14 protein-coding genes are annotated in these 15,298 nt (G+C 74.3%); 6 read left to right on the forward strand and 8 right to left on the reverse strand.

Annotated elements, in window-relative coordinates:
- Positions 1 to 104 precede the first annotated feature (104 nt).
- Together ACIQK6_RS03670 and ACIQK6_RS03675 are read left to right on the forward strand one after the other, a co-directional pair.
- A complete protein-coding gene (locus tag ACIQK6_RS03670; RefSeq protein ID WP_402694218.1) occupies positions 105 to 1,766 on the forward strand; it encodes a serine/threonine-protein kinase in 1,662 nt (553 codons plus the stop codon).
- Complete coding sequence (locus tag ACIQK6_RS03675; protein WP_402694219.1) at positions 1,763 to 2,386, forward strand: hypothetical protein; 624 nt, start codon at positions 1,763 to 1,765, stop codon at positions 2,384 to 2,386. The genes ACIQK6_RS03670 and ACIQK6_RS03675 overlap by 4 nt, the downstream gene beginning before the upstream one ends.
- Here the strand turns inward: ACIQK6_RS03675 and ACIQK6_RS03680 are convergent.
- Both ACIQK6_RS03680 and ACIQK6_RS03685 read right to left on the reverse strand, forming a co-directional pair.
- Positions 2,364 to 2,708, reverse strand: coding sequence for a DUF6191 domain-containing protein (locus tag ACIQK6_RS03680; RefSeq protein ID WP_329105317.1), 345 nt, complete (start codon positions 2,706 to 2,708; stop codon positions 2,364 to 2,366). The two genes, ACIQK6_RS03675 and ACIQK6_RS03680, sit on opposite strands and share 23 nt — an antisense overlap.
- A 188-nt stretch (positions 2,709 to 2,896) precedes the next feature.
- Positions 2,897 to 4,186 (reverse strand): ATP-binding protein, encoded by a 1,290-nt coding sequence (locus ACIQK6_RS03685; RefSeq protein WP_402694220.1) that lies wholly within the window; start codon positions 4,184 to 4,186, stop codon positions 2,897 to 2,899.
- 160 nt (positions 4,187 to 4,346) lie between these two features.
- On the opposite strand from ACIQK6_RS03685, the gene ACIQK6_RS03690 reads away from it, so the two are divergent.
- Together ACIQK6_RS03690 and ACIQK6_RS03695 are read left to right on the forward strand one after the other, a co-directional pair.
- Positions 4,347 to 5,831, forward strand: a complete 1,485-nt coding sequence (locus ACIQK6_RS03690; protein ID WP_402694221.1) for a hypothetical protein — start codon at positions 4,347 to 4,349, stop codon at positions 5,829 to 5,831.
- A 140-nt stretch (positions 5,832 to 5,971) separates the two neighbouring features.
- Positions 5,972 to 6,742, forward strand: coding sequence for a trypsin-like serine protease (locus ACIQK6_RS03695; RefSeq protein ID WP_329105311.1), 771 nt, complete (start codon positions 5,972 to 5,974; stop codon positions 6,740 to 6,742).
- A gap of 42 nt (positions 6,743 to 6,784) precedes the next feature.
- Here the strand turns inward: ACIQK6_RS03695 and ACIQK6_RS03700 are convergent, their stop codons facing one another.
- From ACIQK6_RS03700 to ACIQK6_RS03720, 5 genes are all read right to left on the reverse strand, one after another.
- Positions 6,785 to 7,984 (reverse strand): acyltransferase, encoded by a 1,200-nt coding sequence (locus ACIQK6_RS03700; protein ID WP_329105309.1) that lies wholly within the window; start codon positions 7,982 to 7,984, stop codon positions 6,785 to 6,787.
- Positions 7,985 to 8,120: 136 nt separating this feature from the next.
- Complete coding sequence (locus ACIQK6_RS03705) at positions 8,121 to 8,603, reverse strand: NUDIX domain-containing protein (RefSeq protein WP_329105307.1); 483 nt, start codon at positions 8,601 to 8,603, stop codon at positions 8,121 to 8,123.
- Between the two features lie 37 nt (positions 8,604 to 8,640).
- Positions 8,641 to 10,266, reverse strand: a complete 1,626-nt coding sequence (lnt, locus tag ACIQK6_RS03710) for an apolipoprotein N-acyltransferase (RefSeq protein WP_402694222.1) — start codon at positions 10,264 to 10,266, stop codon at positions 8,641 to 8,643.
- 88 nt (positions 10,267 to 10,354) lie between these two features.
- Positions 10,355 to 10,870: a hypothetical protein gene (locus tag ACIQK6_RS03715; protein ID WP_329105304.1), complete on the reverse strand. Its 516-nt coding sequence runs from the start codon at positions 10,868 to 10,870 to the stop codon at positions 10,355 to 10,357.
- A 14-nt stretch (positions 10,871 to 10,884) separates the two neighbouring features.
- Positions 10,885 to 12,081 carry an FAD-dependent oxidoreductase gene (locus ACIQK6_RS03720; RefSeq protein WP_402694223.1) on the reverse strand — a complete coding sequence of 399 codons (1,197 nt, stop codon included), beginning with the start codon at positions 12,079 to 12,081 and terminating at the stop codon, positions 10,885 to 10,887.
- Between the two features lie 52 nt (positions 12,082 to 12,133).
- Here ACIQK6_RS03720 and ACIQK6_RS03725 point away from each other — a divergent pair, with 52 nt between their 5' ends.
- Both ACIQK6_RS03725 and ACIQK6_RS03730 read left to right on the forward strand, forming a co-directional pair.
- Positions 12,134 to 12,724 (forward strand): TetR/AcrR family transcriptional regulator, encoded by a 591-nt coding sequence (locus tag ACIQK6_RS03725; protein ID WP_329105300.1) that lies wholly within the window; start codon positions 12,134 to 12,136, stop codon positions 12,722 to 12,724.
- Entirely contained in the window at positions 12,724 to 13,647 is a 924-nt protein-coding gene (locus tag ACIQK6_RS03730; RefSeq protein WP_329108172.1) for an ADP-ribosylglycohydrolase family protein, read from the forward strand. The genes ACIQK6_RS03725 and ACIQK6_RS03730 overlap by 1 nt, the downstream gene beginning before the upstream one ends.
- Here the strand turns inward: ACIQK6_RS03730 and ACIQK6_RS03735 are convergent.
- A complete protein-coding gene (locus ACIQK6_RS03735) occupies positions 13,617 to 15,227 on the reverse strand; it encodes an ATP-binding cassette domain-containing protein (RefSeq protein ID WP_402694224.1) in 1,611 nt (536 codons plus the stop codon). The two genes, ACIQK6_RS03730 and ACIQK6_RS03735, sit on opposite strands and share 31 nt — an antisense overlap.
- Positions 15,228 to 15,298 lie beyond the last annotated feature (71 nt).

Consider the following 15,298-nt stretch of genomic DNA (forward strand, 5'->3'; position numbering starts at 1 on the left):
CCATGGGGCGTCCGGCCCGGGGAGGGCCGGTGGACGCCGGTCCGGAACCGGTCGTCCGAGCGATGCGGCGGCGCCACACGGCAGGCAGGTAGGGGGCAGGAACGATGGACGACAAGCGGGCGGCATGGTCGGTCCCCGGTTACACCGAGGTCCGTGAGCTCGGCTCGGGCGGCAGCGGTCGCGTGGTGCTCGCCGTCCACGACGGCACGGGCACCCCGGTCGCCGTGAAGTACCTCAGTGACCGGCTCCGCCGGGATCCGGCGTTCGTCGGGGAGTTCCGGGCCGAGGCCCGCCTCCTGGGCGGGCTGGAGACCGCGTACGTGGTCAGGCTCTACGAGTACGTGGAGGCGTCCGGCGGCGCGGCCATCGTCATGGAGTTGGTGGACGGCATCTCCCTGCGCGCGCTGCTGAAGCAGTCCGGGCGGGCCGACGCCGAGGCCGCGCTGGTGGTCCTCAAGGGGTCCCTGCTGGGGCTTGCGGCGGCGCACCGCGCGGGCGTCGTGCACCGCGACTACAAGCCCGAGAACGTACTGGTCGCACCGGACGGCTCGTCGAAGCTGGTGGACTTCGGGATCGCGGCCAACCGGGGCAGCACGCCCGGCGTGGCCGGAACCCCCGCCTACATGGCTCCCGAGCAGTGGCAGGGCCGGCCGGCCTCGCCGGCGGCCGACGTGTACGCGGCGACGGCGACCTTCTTCGAGTGCCTCACCGGCCGCAAGCCCTACGACGGCGAGAACTTCGCCGAGCTGGCCGTCCAGCACATCGAGGCGCCGGTGCCGGAAACGGAGGCCCCCGAGCCCGTGCGTCCGCTGATCCGGCGCGGCCTCGCGAAGGCGCCCGAGCAGCGGCCGGAGAACGCCGAGGCGTTCGTGGCCGAGCTGGAGGGCGTGGCACTGGCGGCGTACGGGCCCGAGTGGGAGGAGCGCGGGCAGCGCAAGCTGGCGGCGCTGGCCGCCCTGCTGCCGCTGCTCTTCCCCTCGGCGGGCGGCCCGGCGGCCGGTACCACGGCGGTCGCCACGACCACGGTGCCCGGCGGCTCCGGCTGGGCGCCGGGGCGCCGCGGCTGGCTCGCGGCGGGCGTGGCGCTGGTATTGGGAACCGTGCTGGTCCTGACAACGGACGCGATCGGCGCGGCCCCGGACGCGGCTTCGGCGGTGAGCGCCTTCGCCACGACGAGCGCGGCCCCGCCCGGGTCGGCCCCGCCCGGGTCGGCCCCGCCCGGGTCGGCCTCGCCGAGCGCGGGCCCGAGCCCGAGCCCGACGGATTCGGCCTCCCCGTCACCGAGTCCGAGCCCCTCGGCGTCCCCGAGCCCCTCGCCGTCCGCGTCCGGGTCCGGGGCTCCGACCCCCTCTCCGTCGTGGTCGACGAGCCCCACCCCGAAGCCGACGGTCAGCTGGTCGCCCACGCCGACCCCGACGCCGACTCCTACGCCGACGCTGAAGGTCACGGACGTCTCCGTGTCGCTCAAGCCCGGCATCTACCGCGGCGACGCGGCCATCTCGGTCAGCTCCCAGGGGACCGGCTCGGTCACCGTGACGGTGCAGTGGTTCCAGGACGGTGCGCAGGGCTCCTACACCGTCCCCTCCGGCGATCCGGAGTCGTTCGTGGTCCCGGCCGGCTCGACCGCCGCGGTGGTCAGGTCCCACACCTTCACGCGCGGCGGCGGCTGCTACGGCGGCGTCCGCGTCACCACCAAGCCCACCGCCGGGAACAAGTCCGCGTCGGCCTCGCAGTACCTGCAGCGCTGCCAGGAGGTACCCCGATGAGCGGTTCCGGCGCCCCCGAGGGCGACGACTACAGCGCCACCGTCCTCGGCAGCCACTGGTTCAGCGGTCCCCCGGACACGACCAAGCGGATGGCGCCCGAGGAGGTGGCTCCCGACCGGGTCGAGGGCTCCGTGCTCCGGTTCGGGCCCGGGGTCACCGCGGCCATGCCCGCGCCGTTCCCCCTCGACGTCGCGCGGGCCGTCGCGCCGCCCACCCGGCGGCGCCTGGCCGGGCTGCGGCGGTACGCCCTCGCGGCGCTCGTCCTGGCGGCGGTCCTCGCGTACCTCGGGTGGCAGCGGCTGGGGCCCGGCATCGAGGTCCGGGACGTGGCCGTGAGCACCGATCCCAAGGGCCCGGCCTGTGATGCGGCAGCCGATGTGGTGGCCGTCGTGGCGACCAACGGGCGCCCGGGCGTCCTCTCCTACCGGTGGGTGCGCAGCGACGGCACCCGCTCCGAGCAGCTGACCGAGCGGGTACCGCGCGGGCAGCGGGAGGCCCGGCTGCACCTGCTGTGGACCTTCCGGGGCACGGGGAGCTACCCGGCGAGGGCGGAACTACAGCTGGTGTCGCCCGGACGGCACACGGCCGCGGTGGACTTCACGTACCGCTGTTCCCCGTAGCGGGCACGGCCGCGGTGCCGGGCAGCCGGATGACGGCGAGTCCGCCGTCGAGGTCGACCCGGGTGCGCGGCGGGGCGCCGTCCTCCTCGTCGTCGCGCATGACGAGCGCGCTCTGCCGTTCCTTGAGCTCGTTCTGTTTGCCCGGCGAGAAGCTGGCGTGCAGCTGCTCGAAGCCGGTGGCCGAGATCTGCCCCTGGCGGCCGTTCCACCGCCAGGGCAGCAGTCCGGCGCGGCCCGCGCGGACCAGTGCCAGGTCGAGGAAGGCCACGGCGGTGAGCACCAGAGCCAGACCGGGAAGGGTCATGAAGATGACGAAGCCCATGCGGTGACGGTAGCCGAAGCCGGGTGCCGGCCGTTCGGCCGAGAGGGGTCCGGCCGTCCGCCCGGGGCACGGGCCCGCGGCCGCTCCGGGGAGCGGCCGCGGGCCGTTTCGCATTCCGCCCCCGCCGCAACCGGGGGACGGACGTCAGCGGGTTCCCACCGAGGTGAGGACCGGGGTCAGAACCGCGGTCAGAAACGGGCGTGCGCGGTGATGTCCGCCTCGAACTCGCCCGTCATCGCCGGGGTCACCGTCGGCCGGCACTGGCGGACCGCCGCCAGGTAGTCCTGCGTGGTCGCGCCCAGTTGCGCGGCCGCCGCGCCCCGCGCGCCCACCGCCTCCAGGTCCCGCTCGAAGGACACCTGCGCCGCGATCCGCGCCGCGTGCTCGATGTCGGCCGGTGTGAACAGTTCGGTGGCCGCCACCAGGGCGTTCACGTCGACGTCCGTGCGACCCGCCGTGTAGCGGGACCAGATGGCGGCGCGGGCTCCGGCGTCCGGGGTGCCGATCGGAATGAGGTAGTCGAAGCGCCCGGGCCGCAGGAAGGCAGGGTCCAGGGAGCGGATGGAGTTGGTGGCGCAGACCAGCAGCCGCTCGTCGCCCTCCCGGAAGCCCGGTATCAGCTTCAACAGCTCGTTCGTCACCCCGTGGATCCCGCCGGGCTGCGCGGGCTCGGTGCGCACCGGTGCGATCTCCTCGACCTCGTCGATGAAGACGAGTACGCGCTCCAGCTCGGCGATCCGGGCGAACGCGTCGCGCAGCGCCGCCGCCAGGTTGCCCTCGTCGGCGAGGCGGGAGGGCAGCAGTTCCACGAAGGGCCAGCCGAGGCGGGAGGCGATGGCCCGGGCGAAGGTGGTCTTGCCGGTGCCGGGCGGGCCGAAGAGGGTGATGGCGCGCGGCGGCCGCACCCCGTGCGAGGCGGCCCGTTCGGGCTCGGCGAGCGGTAGCACCACGCGCCGTTCGATGAGGTCCTTCTCCTTCTCCATGCCGGCGACCTTGGCCCACAGGTCGTTCGGCAGGAAGCGGCCGCCGAGGTCGTCGAGGAGGCCCGCGGCCGGTCCGTGCAGCGGCTCGGTCTTCTCGAAGTAGGCGACGGCCGGCTGCCGGGTGTAGCCGGCGTTGAGGAGGCCTTCGCCGAGCATGTCCTCCTCGGGCAGGACGTACGCGATGCGGCCGACGCGCGCGGCGATGAGCCGCCGCTCCAGTTCGACGAGCAGGGCGCTGGCCAGGCCCCGGCCGCGCCAGCCGGCGGCGATCGCGATGCGCATGACCCAGGCCCGTTCGCCGGTGACGCAGGCGAGCGCCGCGCCGATGGGGACGCCCTGGTGGACGGCGACCACACAGGGCTGGCGGTCGGTCAGCGCGCCGATGCACTCGGCGAGCGAGAAGACGGACTCCTGGCCGAGTTCGGCCGTGGTGTCGATCAGGTGGACCACCGCTGCGAGATCGCTCTCGCGGTAGTCGTGGATGAGCCAGTTCACCGGGTACCGCCCCTCGTTCGTGCTCCTGCGGCGAGGCTAGGGGCGGGCGGGCCCGACGATCACGCTCCGTGGTGCACAACACCCGGCCCGGAAACCGTCCGTGGCGTCCATAGACTGATGCTTTCCGCCGACGCCCCGCACCGAGGATCCGCGCACCTTCATGCCTTCCGACATATCCGCCATAGCCGAATCCCGGTGTCGACGCGTTCTGGTGTGGCTGGCCCCCCTGCTGTGGACCCTCGGGCTCGGTCTGTGGGGGCTCTCCCGGCAGGACAGCGTGTGGCGGGACGAGGCCGCGACCTGGCAGGTGGCCGGGCGGTCGGCAGGCGAGATATGGGCGATGCTCGAACACGTGGATGCCGTGCACGGGCTCTACTACCTGCTGATGCACGGCCTCTTCGAGGTCTTCGGGGCGAGCACGGCGACCCTGCGGCTGCCGTCCGTGCTGGCCGTCTCGGCCGCCGCGGCGTGCGTGGCGCTGATCGGGCGGCGCCTGGCCGGGTTCTGGGCGGGGCTCGGCGGCGGACTGGCCCTCGGGCTGCTGCCTGCGGTCCAGTTCTACCTCCAGGAGGGTCGCCCGTACGCGCTGGTCGCGGCGGGGGCCGGACTCTCCACGTTGCTGCTGGTCTCGCTCCTGGCGTGCGGGCCCAGACGGCGGGCCTGGCCGCGCTGGGCGGCGTACGGGGCCACCGTGCTGGTGTGCGCCCTGCTGAACTGGCTGTCCCTGCTGGTGCTGCCCGCGCACGCGGCGACCCTGGTATGGGTGCGGGCCGAGCGGCGGGTGTGGCTGCGCTGGGCGGCGTGCGGCGCGGGCGCAGTGGCGGGGGCGCTGCCGCTGATCCTGTTCAGCCGCGGCCAGTCCGACCAGGTGTCCTGGATACCGCCGCTGGCCTGGCACATGCTGATCGGGCCGGGGATCCTGCTGGCGATCGGCGGGCTGGGCGCGTGGGCGGACCGCCCGGACCGCTCCGCCCGGTCGGGCAGGGGGGCGCTCTCGATGGCTGCGGTCGGCCTGCCGCTGCTGGCGGTGCCGCAGCTCGGGCTGATCGGGCTGTCCCTGGTGCAGCCGCTGTTCCAGGACCGGTACGTGCTGTTCAGCATGGTGGGGCTGGCGCTGCTGATCGGCGCCGCCCTGGGCGCCGCCGTACGGGCTTGCGCGCCCCGCCGCCCGAGGGCGGCGGGCCTGCTGATACCGGGCGCGGCCGGTCTCTCGCTCCTGGCCCTGCTGCCGGTGGAACTGGACAAGCGGGCGCCGGCCAGCCGGATCGACGACGTGCTCGCGGTCGCCGGCGAGGTGGCCGGGCTGAAACGGGACGGGGACGCGGTGCTGTTCGTCCCGGCCGCGCGCCGGGACACGGCGCTAGTCTCGCCCGGCGCGTTCGGGGGCCTGGCCGATGTGGCGCTGGCCGCGTCCCCGGCCGCCTCGGCCACCCTGAAGGGCGAGGAGGCGGACCCCGTACGGATCCGGGCGGCGCTGCTCGAGCAGCGGCGGGTACTGCTGGTGACGGACGCGGAGAAGGTGGCGAAGCCCCCGTCGGCGGAGCGGGACAGGGCCAAGGAGGCAGTCCTGCGGGAGCACTTCGCGGTGGTGGCGGACCGGCAGGTGCGGGGGCGCAGGGTGACCGTGTACGAGCGGCGCGGATAGCCCCCGATCGGCTGCCGACATCCGACAAAGCGGGTCCTGTCAGGGCATGCCCCGGGTTTCACACGAGCTTCACAGAATTCACAGGAGATCCATACGGAACTCCATCCTCCGGACATAGGTTCGGCGGGCAGGGTGGAAAAATGATCCACTCCACGCTCCCTCGACCGGCCCGGCGCATCCGTGCGCGGCGGGCGTCCCGGATCCTGCTCGCGCTGTCCGCGACGGCCGCGTTGATCGGCGTGGACCTGCCCGACGACGCCACCGGACCGCCGCTCGGCGTGACCGCGTGGGCGCAGCCGGGCGCCGTCGCCGACCGGGTGGGCGCGCTCTTCGGGGGCGGGCAGGGCCGCGGGCACCACTGCACCGCTTCCGTGGTGCACAGCGAGGAGGGCGATGTGATCGCCACCGCCGCGCACTGCCTGGAGAGCCCGGACACCACCGTCTTCGCGCCGGGCTACCGCGACGGCAAGGCCCCGTACGGATTCTGGAAGGTCACCGGCACCTACATCGGTCCGGGCTGGACGGACGGCCAGGACCCGGACGACGACGTCGCGTTCGCGACCGTGGCCCCGGCGGACGGCGGGGTCACCGGGAGCGTGGAGGACCTCGTGGGCGGTTTCCCGGTCGCCGCCGAGCAGCCGGACCACGCCAAGGTTACGATCATCGGGTACCCACGGACCCTGGAGGCCCCGGTGCGCTGCGCGAACACCACCGACCTGCTGTCCGCGACCCAGCGCCGGATCGGCTGCCCGGACCTTACCGGCGGCACCAGCGGCAGCCCCTGGCTGGTGAACGGGGCGCTGGCCGGGGTGCTCGGCGGCTACGAGGGCGGCGGGAGCGTCCCGGAGATCTCGTACAGCGCGGTCCTGGGCGAGCGGGCGGTGCAGCTGTACCGGCAAGCACGGTCCTGAGGCCTTGCGGTCCTCGAGGCCGTGGGCGTCCCGCCCCTGCCCCTAGCGGCCGGCCGGGACGCGTTCCGCGTCGGGTGCCGAGGGCTGGGCGGGAAGCCGGTCGATCGACGGGCCGCGCGGGGTGCCCGACCGGATGTCCTGCACCCCGCGGCGCAGCCGGTCGCGCAGCAGCCGGCCGAGCGGGCGTTCCACGAGCCGGTGGATGAGCCAAGCCAGCAGCAGCATCGCGGTGATCACGCCGATGACCAGCGGGACGGGCGCCACGTCGTGGCGGAAGAGGTGGATGATGGTCAGCCCGGCCATCATGTGGATCAGGTAGAGCGGGTACGTGAGTGCTCCGGCGTGCGGGAGCCAGCGCCACCGGACCCCGTCGAGGGCGCCGAGCGCTATGGCCGCCATGAGGGCGAAGCCCAGGGCGATGATCAGGTGCGCGGGCCAGGCGGGCGTCCGCTCGGTGGCGGCCCGGCCCAGGTTGGTGATCATGCGGGCGTGCACGTAGTGCTGCGCGAGGAGGAACTGGACGCCGACGACGGCCCACAGGACGGCGTTCGGCCGGAAGCGGCGCATCAGGTAGAAGCCGATGCCGGCGATGAAGTACGGGGACGAGGACGAGGCCGCGAAGAAGGACACCACACCGTTGTCGGCGGAGGGCGCCACGACGCCGGCCAGGGTCCAGGCCGCACAGAACAGGACGCAATTGCGGTAGGTCACGCCGCGCATGACCACGATCGCGAACAGTACGTAGAACTTGAGCTCGACGAAGAGGGTCCAGTAGGCGTCGTCGATGTTCGGGACGCCGAGGCCGCCCTGGAGCATCGACAGGTTCACCAGGACGTCGCTGAAGGCCCTGACCTGCCTGACCTCGGGCCGGGCGTAGAGCACGAGGGTGGTGAAGGCGACGGCCACCCAATAGGCGGGGAAGAGCCGGGAGGCCCGGGACACCGCGAAATCGCCCACCGTACGGCCCCAGGCGCTCATGCAGATGACGAACCCGCTGACCAGGAAGAAAATCTCGACGCCGAGCCAGCCGTAGACGGCGAGCCGGTGGGCGGTCGGGAAGATGTCCGCCGGCGCTTTCCCCCAGGCGCTTTCGAGGGCGAAGTAGTGGTAGAAGAGCACGCTGAGCGCGGCGAGGACCCGCACCCCGTCGAGGACCGCCAGGCGCCCGCCGGGGGCCGCTCCGGCCGACGCGCGGCCCCGGCCGCCCGCCCGCGACACTCCGGCTGAACTGCCCGGATTCATCCCCCGACCGCCTCCTCGAATATACGACTGTCCGATAACCGCTTTGAATCAGCGGAACCTTACAGCGCACGTCCGCGCAGCTCACATCACCGGTCCGGGAACGGTCCGGGAAACGGTCCGGGAAACGGTCCGGGAACTACGGGAGAGCGGCGGGGGCCTCGAACCAGGTCGGCTCGTCGCGCAGGGCCCGGTGGATCCGCTCCAGGCCGAAGGGGTCCAGCGGCGGCAGCGCGTCCACCTCGAACCAGGCCACCTCGAGGGACTCGTGGTCGTTGGCCCGTGCCTCGCCGCCCGTCGCGCGGCAGCGGAAGGTGATGTCCTGGAACTGGCAGACGTCACCGTTGGGGTAGGTCATCGGCTCCGTCATCTGGACGAGGACCACGCGCTCGACGACGCAGCGCACCGCCGTCTCCTCGTACACCTCGCGCACGGCGGTCTCGGCGGGCTGCTCCCCCGGCTCGGCGATTCCGCCGACCACCGCCCACTGCCCGGTGTCGGAGCGCCGGCCGAGCAACACCCGGCCGAGGTCGTCGAAGACGATGGCCGTGACTCCGGGCAGCAGGAGCAGCTGGTGCCCGGCGGTGGCGCGGATCCGGCGGATGAAATCGGGAGTGGTCATGCCCCGACCCTACGAGGCCGCCGGACCGAATCCTGCCTCAGGCGGCGCGGCGCGAGCGGATCCGACGGTTCAAGATCCACCCGAAGCCGCCGGCGGCCAGCAGGAGCAGCGCGTATTCCGGCAGCGGACCGACGACCGTGGCCGGGGTGCGGCCGGAGCGCAGCGGGATCTCGGCGACCAGCGCGTCCGCGGTGAACATCTTGGTCTGCGAGACGATCTTCCCGTCGGGGCGGATGACGGCACTGACCCCGCTGGTGACGGGGACGAGGACCGTGCGGCTGTGCTCGACGGCGCGGATCCGGTCCATGGCGAGCTGCTGGTAGGTCATCTGGGTCCGGCCGAAGGTGGCGTTGTTGCTCGGTACGGCGATCACCTGGGCGCCGGCCCGGACGGTGGAGCGGACGGCGTCGTCGAAGGCGGCCTCGAAGCAGGTGACCATGCCGACGCCGCTTCCGGCCATGTCGAAGACGCCGGGCTCCTTGCCGGGCCCGAAGTCGCGGCGCACCCGGTCCACGTCGGAGTTGAGGAGGCGGACGACGGAGCGCATCGGGATGCGCTCGCCGAAGGGCTGGATCTTGCGCTTGTCGTAGGTCGCGGTGGGGCCCTTGACCGGGTCCCACAGGATCATCGTGTTGCGCAGCGTACCCGTCTCGGGGGCCACCACGGCGCCGATGGCGACGGGTACGCCGATGGCCTTGACGGCCTGGTCGATGACGGCGTGGGCGTCGGGCTCGGCGTACGGGTCGAGGTCGGAGGAGTTCTCCGGCCAGACGACGAAATCGGGCTTCGGGGCGCGGCCGGCCCTGACGTCCTCGGCGAGCTGGACGGTGCGCTTGGCGTGGTTGTCGAGGACGGCCCGGCGCTGGGAGTTGAAGTCGAGGCCGAGGCGGGGCACGTTGCCCTGGATGACGGCGACCACGGCGGTGCCGTCCTCGGCCGCGTCGGAGACCAGCGGGCGGGCGGCGAGGCCCACGCCGATCGGGGCGGCCACGGTGAGCGCGGTCAGCGCGGCGGTGGTGCGGCCGGGGTGGCGGCGGGCGGTGCGCAGGGCCTCGTAAAGGCCGAATCCGCAGAGGGCGACGCCGAAGGAGAGCAGTGGTGTGCCGCCGAGGGCGGCGAGCGGGGTGAAGGCGCCGTCGGCCTGTCCGAAGGCGAGCTTGCCCCAGGGGAAGCCGCCGAAGGGGGCCCGGGCCCGCAGGGCCTCGCCCGCGACCCACACGGCGGCGGCGAACACCGGCCAGGCCGGGAGCCGGCTGACCAGGGCGATACCGAGGCCGGTGAGGCCGATGAGGAGCGCTTCGAGGGTGCTCAGCGCCAGCCAGGGCACCGGACCGACCTCCTCACCGGTCCAGACGAGGAGCGGCAGCAGGTAGCCCAGTCCGGCGAGGAGCCCGAGGCCGAAGCCGGCCCGGGCGCGGCGGCCGTGGAGGCAGCCGGCGAGCAGGGCGAGGGCGAGGGGGGCCAGCCACCACAGCGGGCGGGGCGGGAAGCTGAGGTAGAGCAGCACGCCCGAGAGCGCGGCGAGCAGGGCGCGCAACGGCCACAGCCCCTTGCGGTCCGTGGCTGACCGGGCGGTCGCGGGGGGCGTGGCCGCGTCGGCCCGGGGCCCGTCGGCGGACTGCGAGGGCTCGTTCCCGGTCGTGCGGGTGACACTGCTGCTCATCTGGCGGAGTGTACGTCCCCGCACCTCGCGGACGGGTGAGCGCCCGGCCGCGCTCCGCAGGACCAACCCCTACCGGGGGAGGGCGCGCTCACCGCGCGAGGGCGCGCAGATGGGTTCGGATGACGCGGACGGCGTTCTCGGCGTCGTCGACGGTGACGGTGAACCGCTTGCCGTCGCCGAGGACGAGGGCCAGCCCCTCGCCGCGCCGGACGATGATCGCGGTGCCCTTCTCGGGGCGCCAGCGGTGGCCCCAGCCTCCCCATTGCTGCGGGGTGATGCTGGGGACGAACTCGGCGGAGGTGACCTCCGTGAGCCGGATCCTGCGGCGGGGCACCCCCATGTGGCCGCAGCGCACTTCCAGGGCCTCGGCGTCGACGGTGACGGCGACGTGCACGAAGGCCAGGGTGCCGTAGAGGATGAGCAGTCCGACGGCGAGGCAGCCGATCACGGACATGAGCAGCGGGATGATGCCGGCGGTCCAGGCGTAGTCGACGGCGAGTTCGATGCCGAGCGCCATGCAGGCCGCACCGACGGCGGCGAGCAGCCATTGCACGCGGTTGGAGGCGCGGCCCGCCCAGAGCGGACCCGGAGGGTGACCCGTCATGAGTAGCAGCGTACTCACGTTCCGCTTGCCCGCCACCGTCTCTCGCCCAGTCGGTGCAGTGCGGCTCCCGCACCGCGGACGAGCGCATCGCGCAGGGCCGGGTGGCAGCCGGTCATGAAGCGGTGCAGGTTCCGGGAGGCGAAGGCCGTGCGTTGGGCGCTGCGCCGGCGCTCGGTGTCGTACGCGCGCAGGGCGCCGGGCAGCCCGGCCGGTCCGGCCGGTCCGGCCGCGGCAACGGCGCGGGTCAGGGCCTCGGCGTCGAGGAGGGCCGTGCAGGCGCCCTGGCCGAGGTGGGGCGTCATGGCGTGGGCGGCGTCGCCGACGAGGGCGATCCGGCCGTCGGCGACGAAGCTGGGGAGCGCGGGGTACAGGTGCCGCACCTCGTACCGGATCCAGGTCGCGGGATCGGTCTCGGCCAGCACGCGCGGGACGGGGTCGTGCCAGTCGGCGAAGGCCTCCCGTACCTCCTGGGCAGTGGTGGCCCCGGGAACGACGGCGTACCAGTTGGTGCGTCCGGCTGCTACGGGGGTCATGCCGAAGAAGCGGCCCGCGCCCCAGGTCTCGCCGTGCAGGCCGGTCTCGAATCCGGCGATGCCGATCCAGGCGTCCGCGCCGATCGGGCGCGGGCCGGCGGCCCGGCCGAAGTGCGACGTGCGGACCGCGCTGTTGATGCCGTCGGCGCCGACGACCAGGTCTGCGGTGAGTGCGGTCGGGTCGGTGAGGTGCCGGCCGTACGCGATCCGCTCGCCGCCGAGCTGTTCGAGCGCGGCGAGCAGCGCGTCGATGAGGTGGGGGCGGGAGACGAGCAGTTCGGGGCGGCCCGCCCGGCGCTCGATCCGTTCGAGCGGGAGGGCGGCCAGCACCTGCCCGTCGGGGCGCCGGATCCGGGCTCCCCGGTACGGGAGCGCCCGCGACCGCAGCGCGTCGCCGAGGCCTAGTCGGTCGAGCGCGGCCTGGGCGGTGGGGTGGATGCCGAAGGCGGTTCCGTAGCGTTCGAGCGCGGTGCGCCTTTCGAGGACGGTCACCTCCCAGCCCGCACGACGCAGGCCGACGGCGGTGGCGAGTCCGGCGACCCCCGCGCCGACGACCACGGCCGTGCCCGCGCCGTGCCCCGGAGCCCGGTCCTGCTCCTGTTCCTGCTCCTGCTCCTGCTCCTGCCCGCTCCAGGTTCCGCCCATGGCCCGCCCCTTCGCCGCACGATCAACAACCACCACAGATGTGGTACTACACCTGTGGTACCACGGCTGTGGTTAAGCTGGCAATGTGAATCAGGACCGGAGGGACCGGCTGCGGGACGCGGCCATTGCCGTACTGGCGCAGGAGGGCGGGCGCGGGCTGACGCACCGGGCCGTCGACGCGGCCGCCGCAGTACCGACGGGCACCGCCAAGAACTACTTCCCGACCCGCGACGCCCTACTGCGGGCCGCGGCCGAACGCTGCGCTGAGCAGTACCGGGCGCTGACGCAGACCCTGGCGGGGGCCGGACCGGGGCCCGCCGGTGCGACGCAGCTCGCGGCGCTGCTCGCGGGGTTGCTGCGGGACGTGGCCGGGCCCGGCCGCAGCCGCGTACTGGCGTATCTGGAGCTCCAGGCCGAGGCGGCGCGCCGGCCCTGGCTGGCCGAAGTGCTGGACCCGGTCGCGGCGGCGGACTTCACGGCGCACGCGTACCTGTTGCGCGCGGCAGGACTGCCCGCCGGGCCGACGCGGGCCCGCGCGCTGACCCTCGCCCTGCACGGCGCCGTCCCCCACCTGCTGGCCGGCGCCCCGGCCACCCTGGCGGCGGCGGGCCTGGACGACCTGGACCGCTTCGCGCGCGAACTGCTGGCGGCCGTGTGCGGGGAGGAGACCCGGTGATCACCCGACTGGACCGGGCCGTGGGAGCCGTCCTCGGCTCGGCGGCGGGCGACGCGCTGGGGGCGCCCTACGAGTTCGGGGCGGCGGGGGAACTGACCGCGCGCGGCGCCGAGATGGCCGGGGGCGGCGGTTGGGACCCCGGTGAGGCCACGGACGACACGCAGATGGCCGTCCTCGTCGCGGAATCCCTGCTGGAGTGCGGCGGTCTCGAACTCCCCGACGTCTTCGGCCGGTTCCAGCGCTGGGCCGCCGGGCAGCCCAAGGACATCGGGCTGCAGACCGAGGACGTGCTGACCAACGGCGGGTCCTGGGAGCTCGCCGCGGCCCTGCACTTCCAGATCAACGCACGGGCCGCGGGCAACGGTTCCCTGATGCGGGCCGCCACCTCCGCGGTCTACTTCGCCCCCGCCGGGCGGGAGGGGACCATGGGGGCCGCCCGGCGGATCGCGGCCCTGACGCACGGCGACCGGGCCGCCTGGGAGGGGACCGCGATCCTGCACGAGCTCGTCCGCGTCGCCCTGGCGGGGGCCGACCCGCTGGCCGCGCTCCCGGCGACGCTCGCCGCGGTGCACCCGGCCCACCGCGAGCGGTACGGCCGCGTGCTCGCCCCCGACTGGCATCCGGAGCTGGCCACCGAGTTCAACGGGGCGGTGTGGCCCTGCCTGGGCTCGGCCGTGTGGGCGCTGCGGACCACCACCGGCTTCGCCGAGGCGGTACGGGCCGCCGTGGACCTGGGCGGGGACACCGACACGGTGGCCGCCGTGACGGGGGCCCTGGCCGGCGCCCGGTACGGGCAGGGGGCGGTCCCGGAACACTGGACGGCGGCGCTGCACGTGCCGCTGCCCGGGTTCGGGGACCGGGTCCTGGACGCGGACGACCTGCGCACGCTGGCTCAGCGACTCGCGGTGGCCGGCTCCCGCTGAAGCTCCAGGCGCCGCCCCCGGAAGGCCGCGCGCAGCCGCCGGTCGTGCGTGACCAGGACCAGGGTGCCGCCGAAGCGGGCCAGGGCCACCTCCAGTTCCTCCACCACGGCCGGGGCCAGGTGGTTCGTGGGCTCGTCCAGCAGCAACAGGTCGAGGGGGTGCGCCACCAGCCGGGCCAGCTCCAACTTGCGGCGCTGACCGGCGGAGAGGGCGCGCACGGGTCGGGTGAGGTCGTCCGGGGCGAGCAGTCCGTGACCCGCCACCTGGTCGGCGTACTCCTGGCCGAACACCTGGACGGCGGAGCGCGGTTCACGCTGCCAGGGGTCGTCCTGCCGGAGCAGCCCGACCCGCGACGGGGTCCGTACGCCGCCCCGCGCGGGCTCCAGTTCTCCCGCGAGCAGGTGCAACAGGGTGGACTTGCCTACGCCGTTGGGCCCGGTCACCAGGAGCCGCTCCCCCGGCGGCAGCGTGAGCGAGACGGGCGCGAGGCGTCCCGGCAGGGCCGCGTCGGCGACCTCCACCACTCCCCCCGAGCCATCGGTGAACCGGCCGGTGAAGACCAGCGGGCGCGGGGGCGGTGCGAGGGGGTGCTCGGTCAGCCGGTGCAGCCGTTCGCGGGCGGCGCGGATGCGGCTCGCGGCGCCGTGGGTCCGGGACCGGGCACGGAAGGCGCCGGCCCCGCTGAAGCCGCGCGGCTGCTTCCGCGGGATCGCGGCGAACCGCCCGATGTTGGTGTCGGCGAGGCGCTCGGCGTCCCGCACGTCCTCGCGCCACTGCTCGTACTCCCGCTCCCGGCGGGCCCGTTCGGCGGCGCGGGCCGTGCGGTAGCCCGCGTAGCCGTTGCCGTAGCGGCGTACCGTCCGACTGTCCTGGTCCACTTCGAGGACGGCGGTCGTAACGCGGTCGAGGAAGAGCCGGTCGTGGGTGACGGCGACGACGGTGCCGCGGTGGGCGAGCAGATGTTCCTCCAACCAGGCGACCGCCTCGTCGTCGAGGCCGTTGGTGGGTTCGTCGAGCAGCAGCAGTTCCGGCTCGGCGGCGAGGGCCGCCGCGAGCGCGAGCCGGGAGCGCTGACCACCGGACAGGGTGCCGAGCGGGCGGTCCGGGTCGAGCTCGGCCCGTTCGCCGAGGCGGCGCAGGGTAGCCGCGACCCGCCGCCGCGCATCACGGCCGCCGCGGGCCTCGTAGGCGGCCAGGAGGTCTCCGTACGCGACGAGTTCCTCGGGGCCGGCCCGGTGGAGCAGGGATTCCGCGGCGCGGATCCGGCGCTCCAGGACTTGGAGGTCCGCGAGGGCGTCGTCGACGGCATCGCCGACCCGGGCGGTCGGCGGGAGGTCGAGGGTCTGCGCGAGGTGCCCGAGGCCGCCAGGGGCGGTGACGGTGACCTCTCCGCGGTCGGGGCGCTCCCGTCCGGCAAGGAGCCGGAGCAGGGTGGACTTGCCGGAGCCGTTGTCGCCGACGACGCCGACCCGCTCGCCGGGCCGGACCGTACAGCTCACGCGGTCCAGGACGACGCGGGTGTCGTATCCCTTGGTGACCTCGGACAGGACGATCTGGGTGGTGGCGAGTGGAGCACGCAAGGGCGGTTCCTTTCGAAAGTTGCGAGACGGACCGCCCCGTCTCGTTATGCGATCAACCGTAGGGCAGGTTC

Source organism: Streptomyces sp. NPDC091682 (assembly GCF_044756625.1).
Lineage (GTDB): Bacteria > Actinomycetota > Actinomycetes > Streptomycetales > Streptomycetaceae > Streptomyces.

Bases quoted from the DNA above. Each gene is read 5' to 3' on its own strand.
- ACIQK6_RS03675 (WP_402694219.1), top strand. From the start codon at position 1,763: ATGAGCGGTTCCGGCGCCCCCGAGGGCGACGACTACAGCGCCACCGTC.
- ACIQK6_RS03670 (WP_402694218.1), top strand. From the start codon at position 105: ATGGACGACAAGCGGGCGGCATGGTCGGTCCCCGGTTACACCGAGGTC.
- ACIQK6_RS03680 (WP_329105317.1), bottom strand. From the start codon at position 2,708: ATGGGCTTCGTCATCTTCATGACCCTTCCCGGTCTGGCTCTGGTGCTC.
- ACIQK6_RS03715 (WP_329105304.1), bottom strand. From the start codon at position 10,870: ATGACGGGTCACCCTCCGGGTCCGCTCTGGGCGGGCCGCGCCTCCAAC.
- ACIQK6_RS03700 (WP_329105309.1), bottom strand. From the start codon at position 7,984: ATGAATCCGGGCAGTTCAGCCGGAGTGTCGCGGGCGGGCGGCCGGGGC.
- ACIQK6_RS03690 (WP_402694221.1), top strand. From the start codon at position 4,347: ATGCCTTCCGACATATCCGCCATAGCCGAATCCCGGTGTCGACGCGTT.
- lnt (WP_402694222.1), bottom strand. From the start codon at position 10,266: ATGAGCAGCAGTGTCACCCGCACGACCGGGAACGAGCCCTCGCAGTCC.
- ACIQK6_RS03705 (WP_329105307.1), bottom strand. From the start codon at position 8,603: ATGACCACTCCCGATTTCATCCGCCGGATCCGCGCCACCGCCGGGCAC.
- ACIQK6_RS03695 (WP_329105311.1), top strand. From the start codon at position 5,972: ATGATCCACTCCACGCTCCCTCGACCGGCCCGGCGCATCCGTGCGCGG.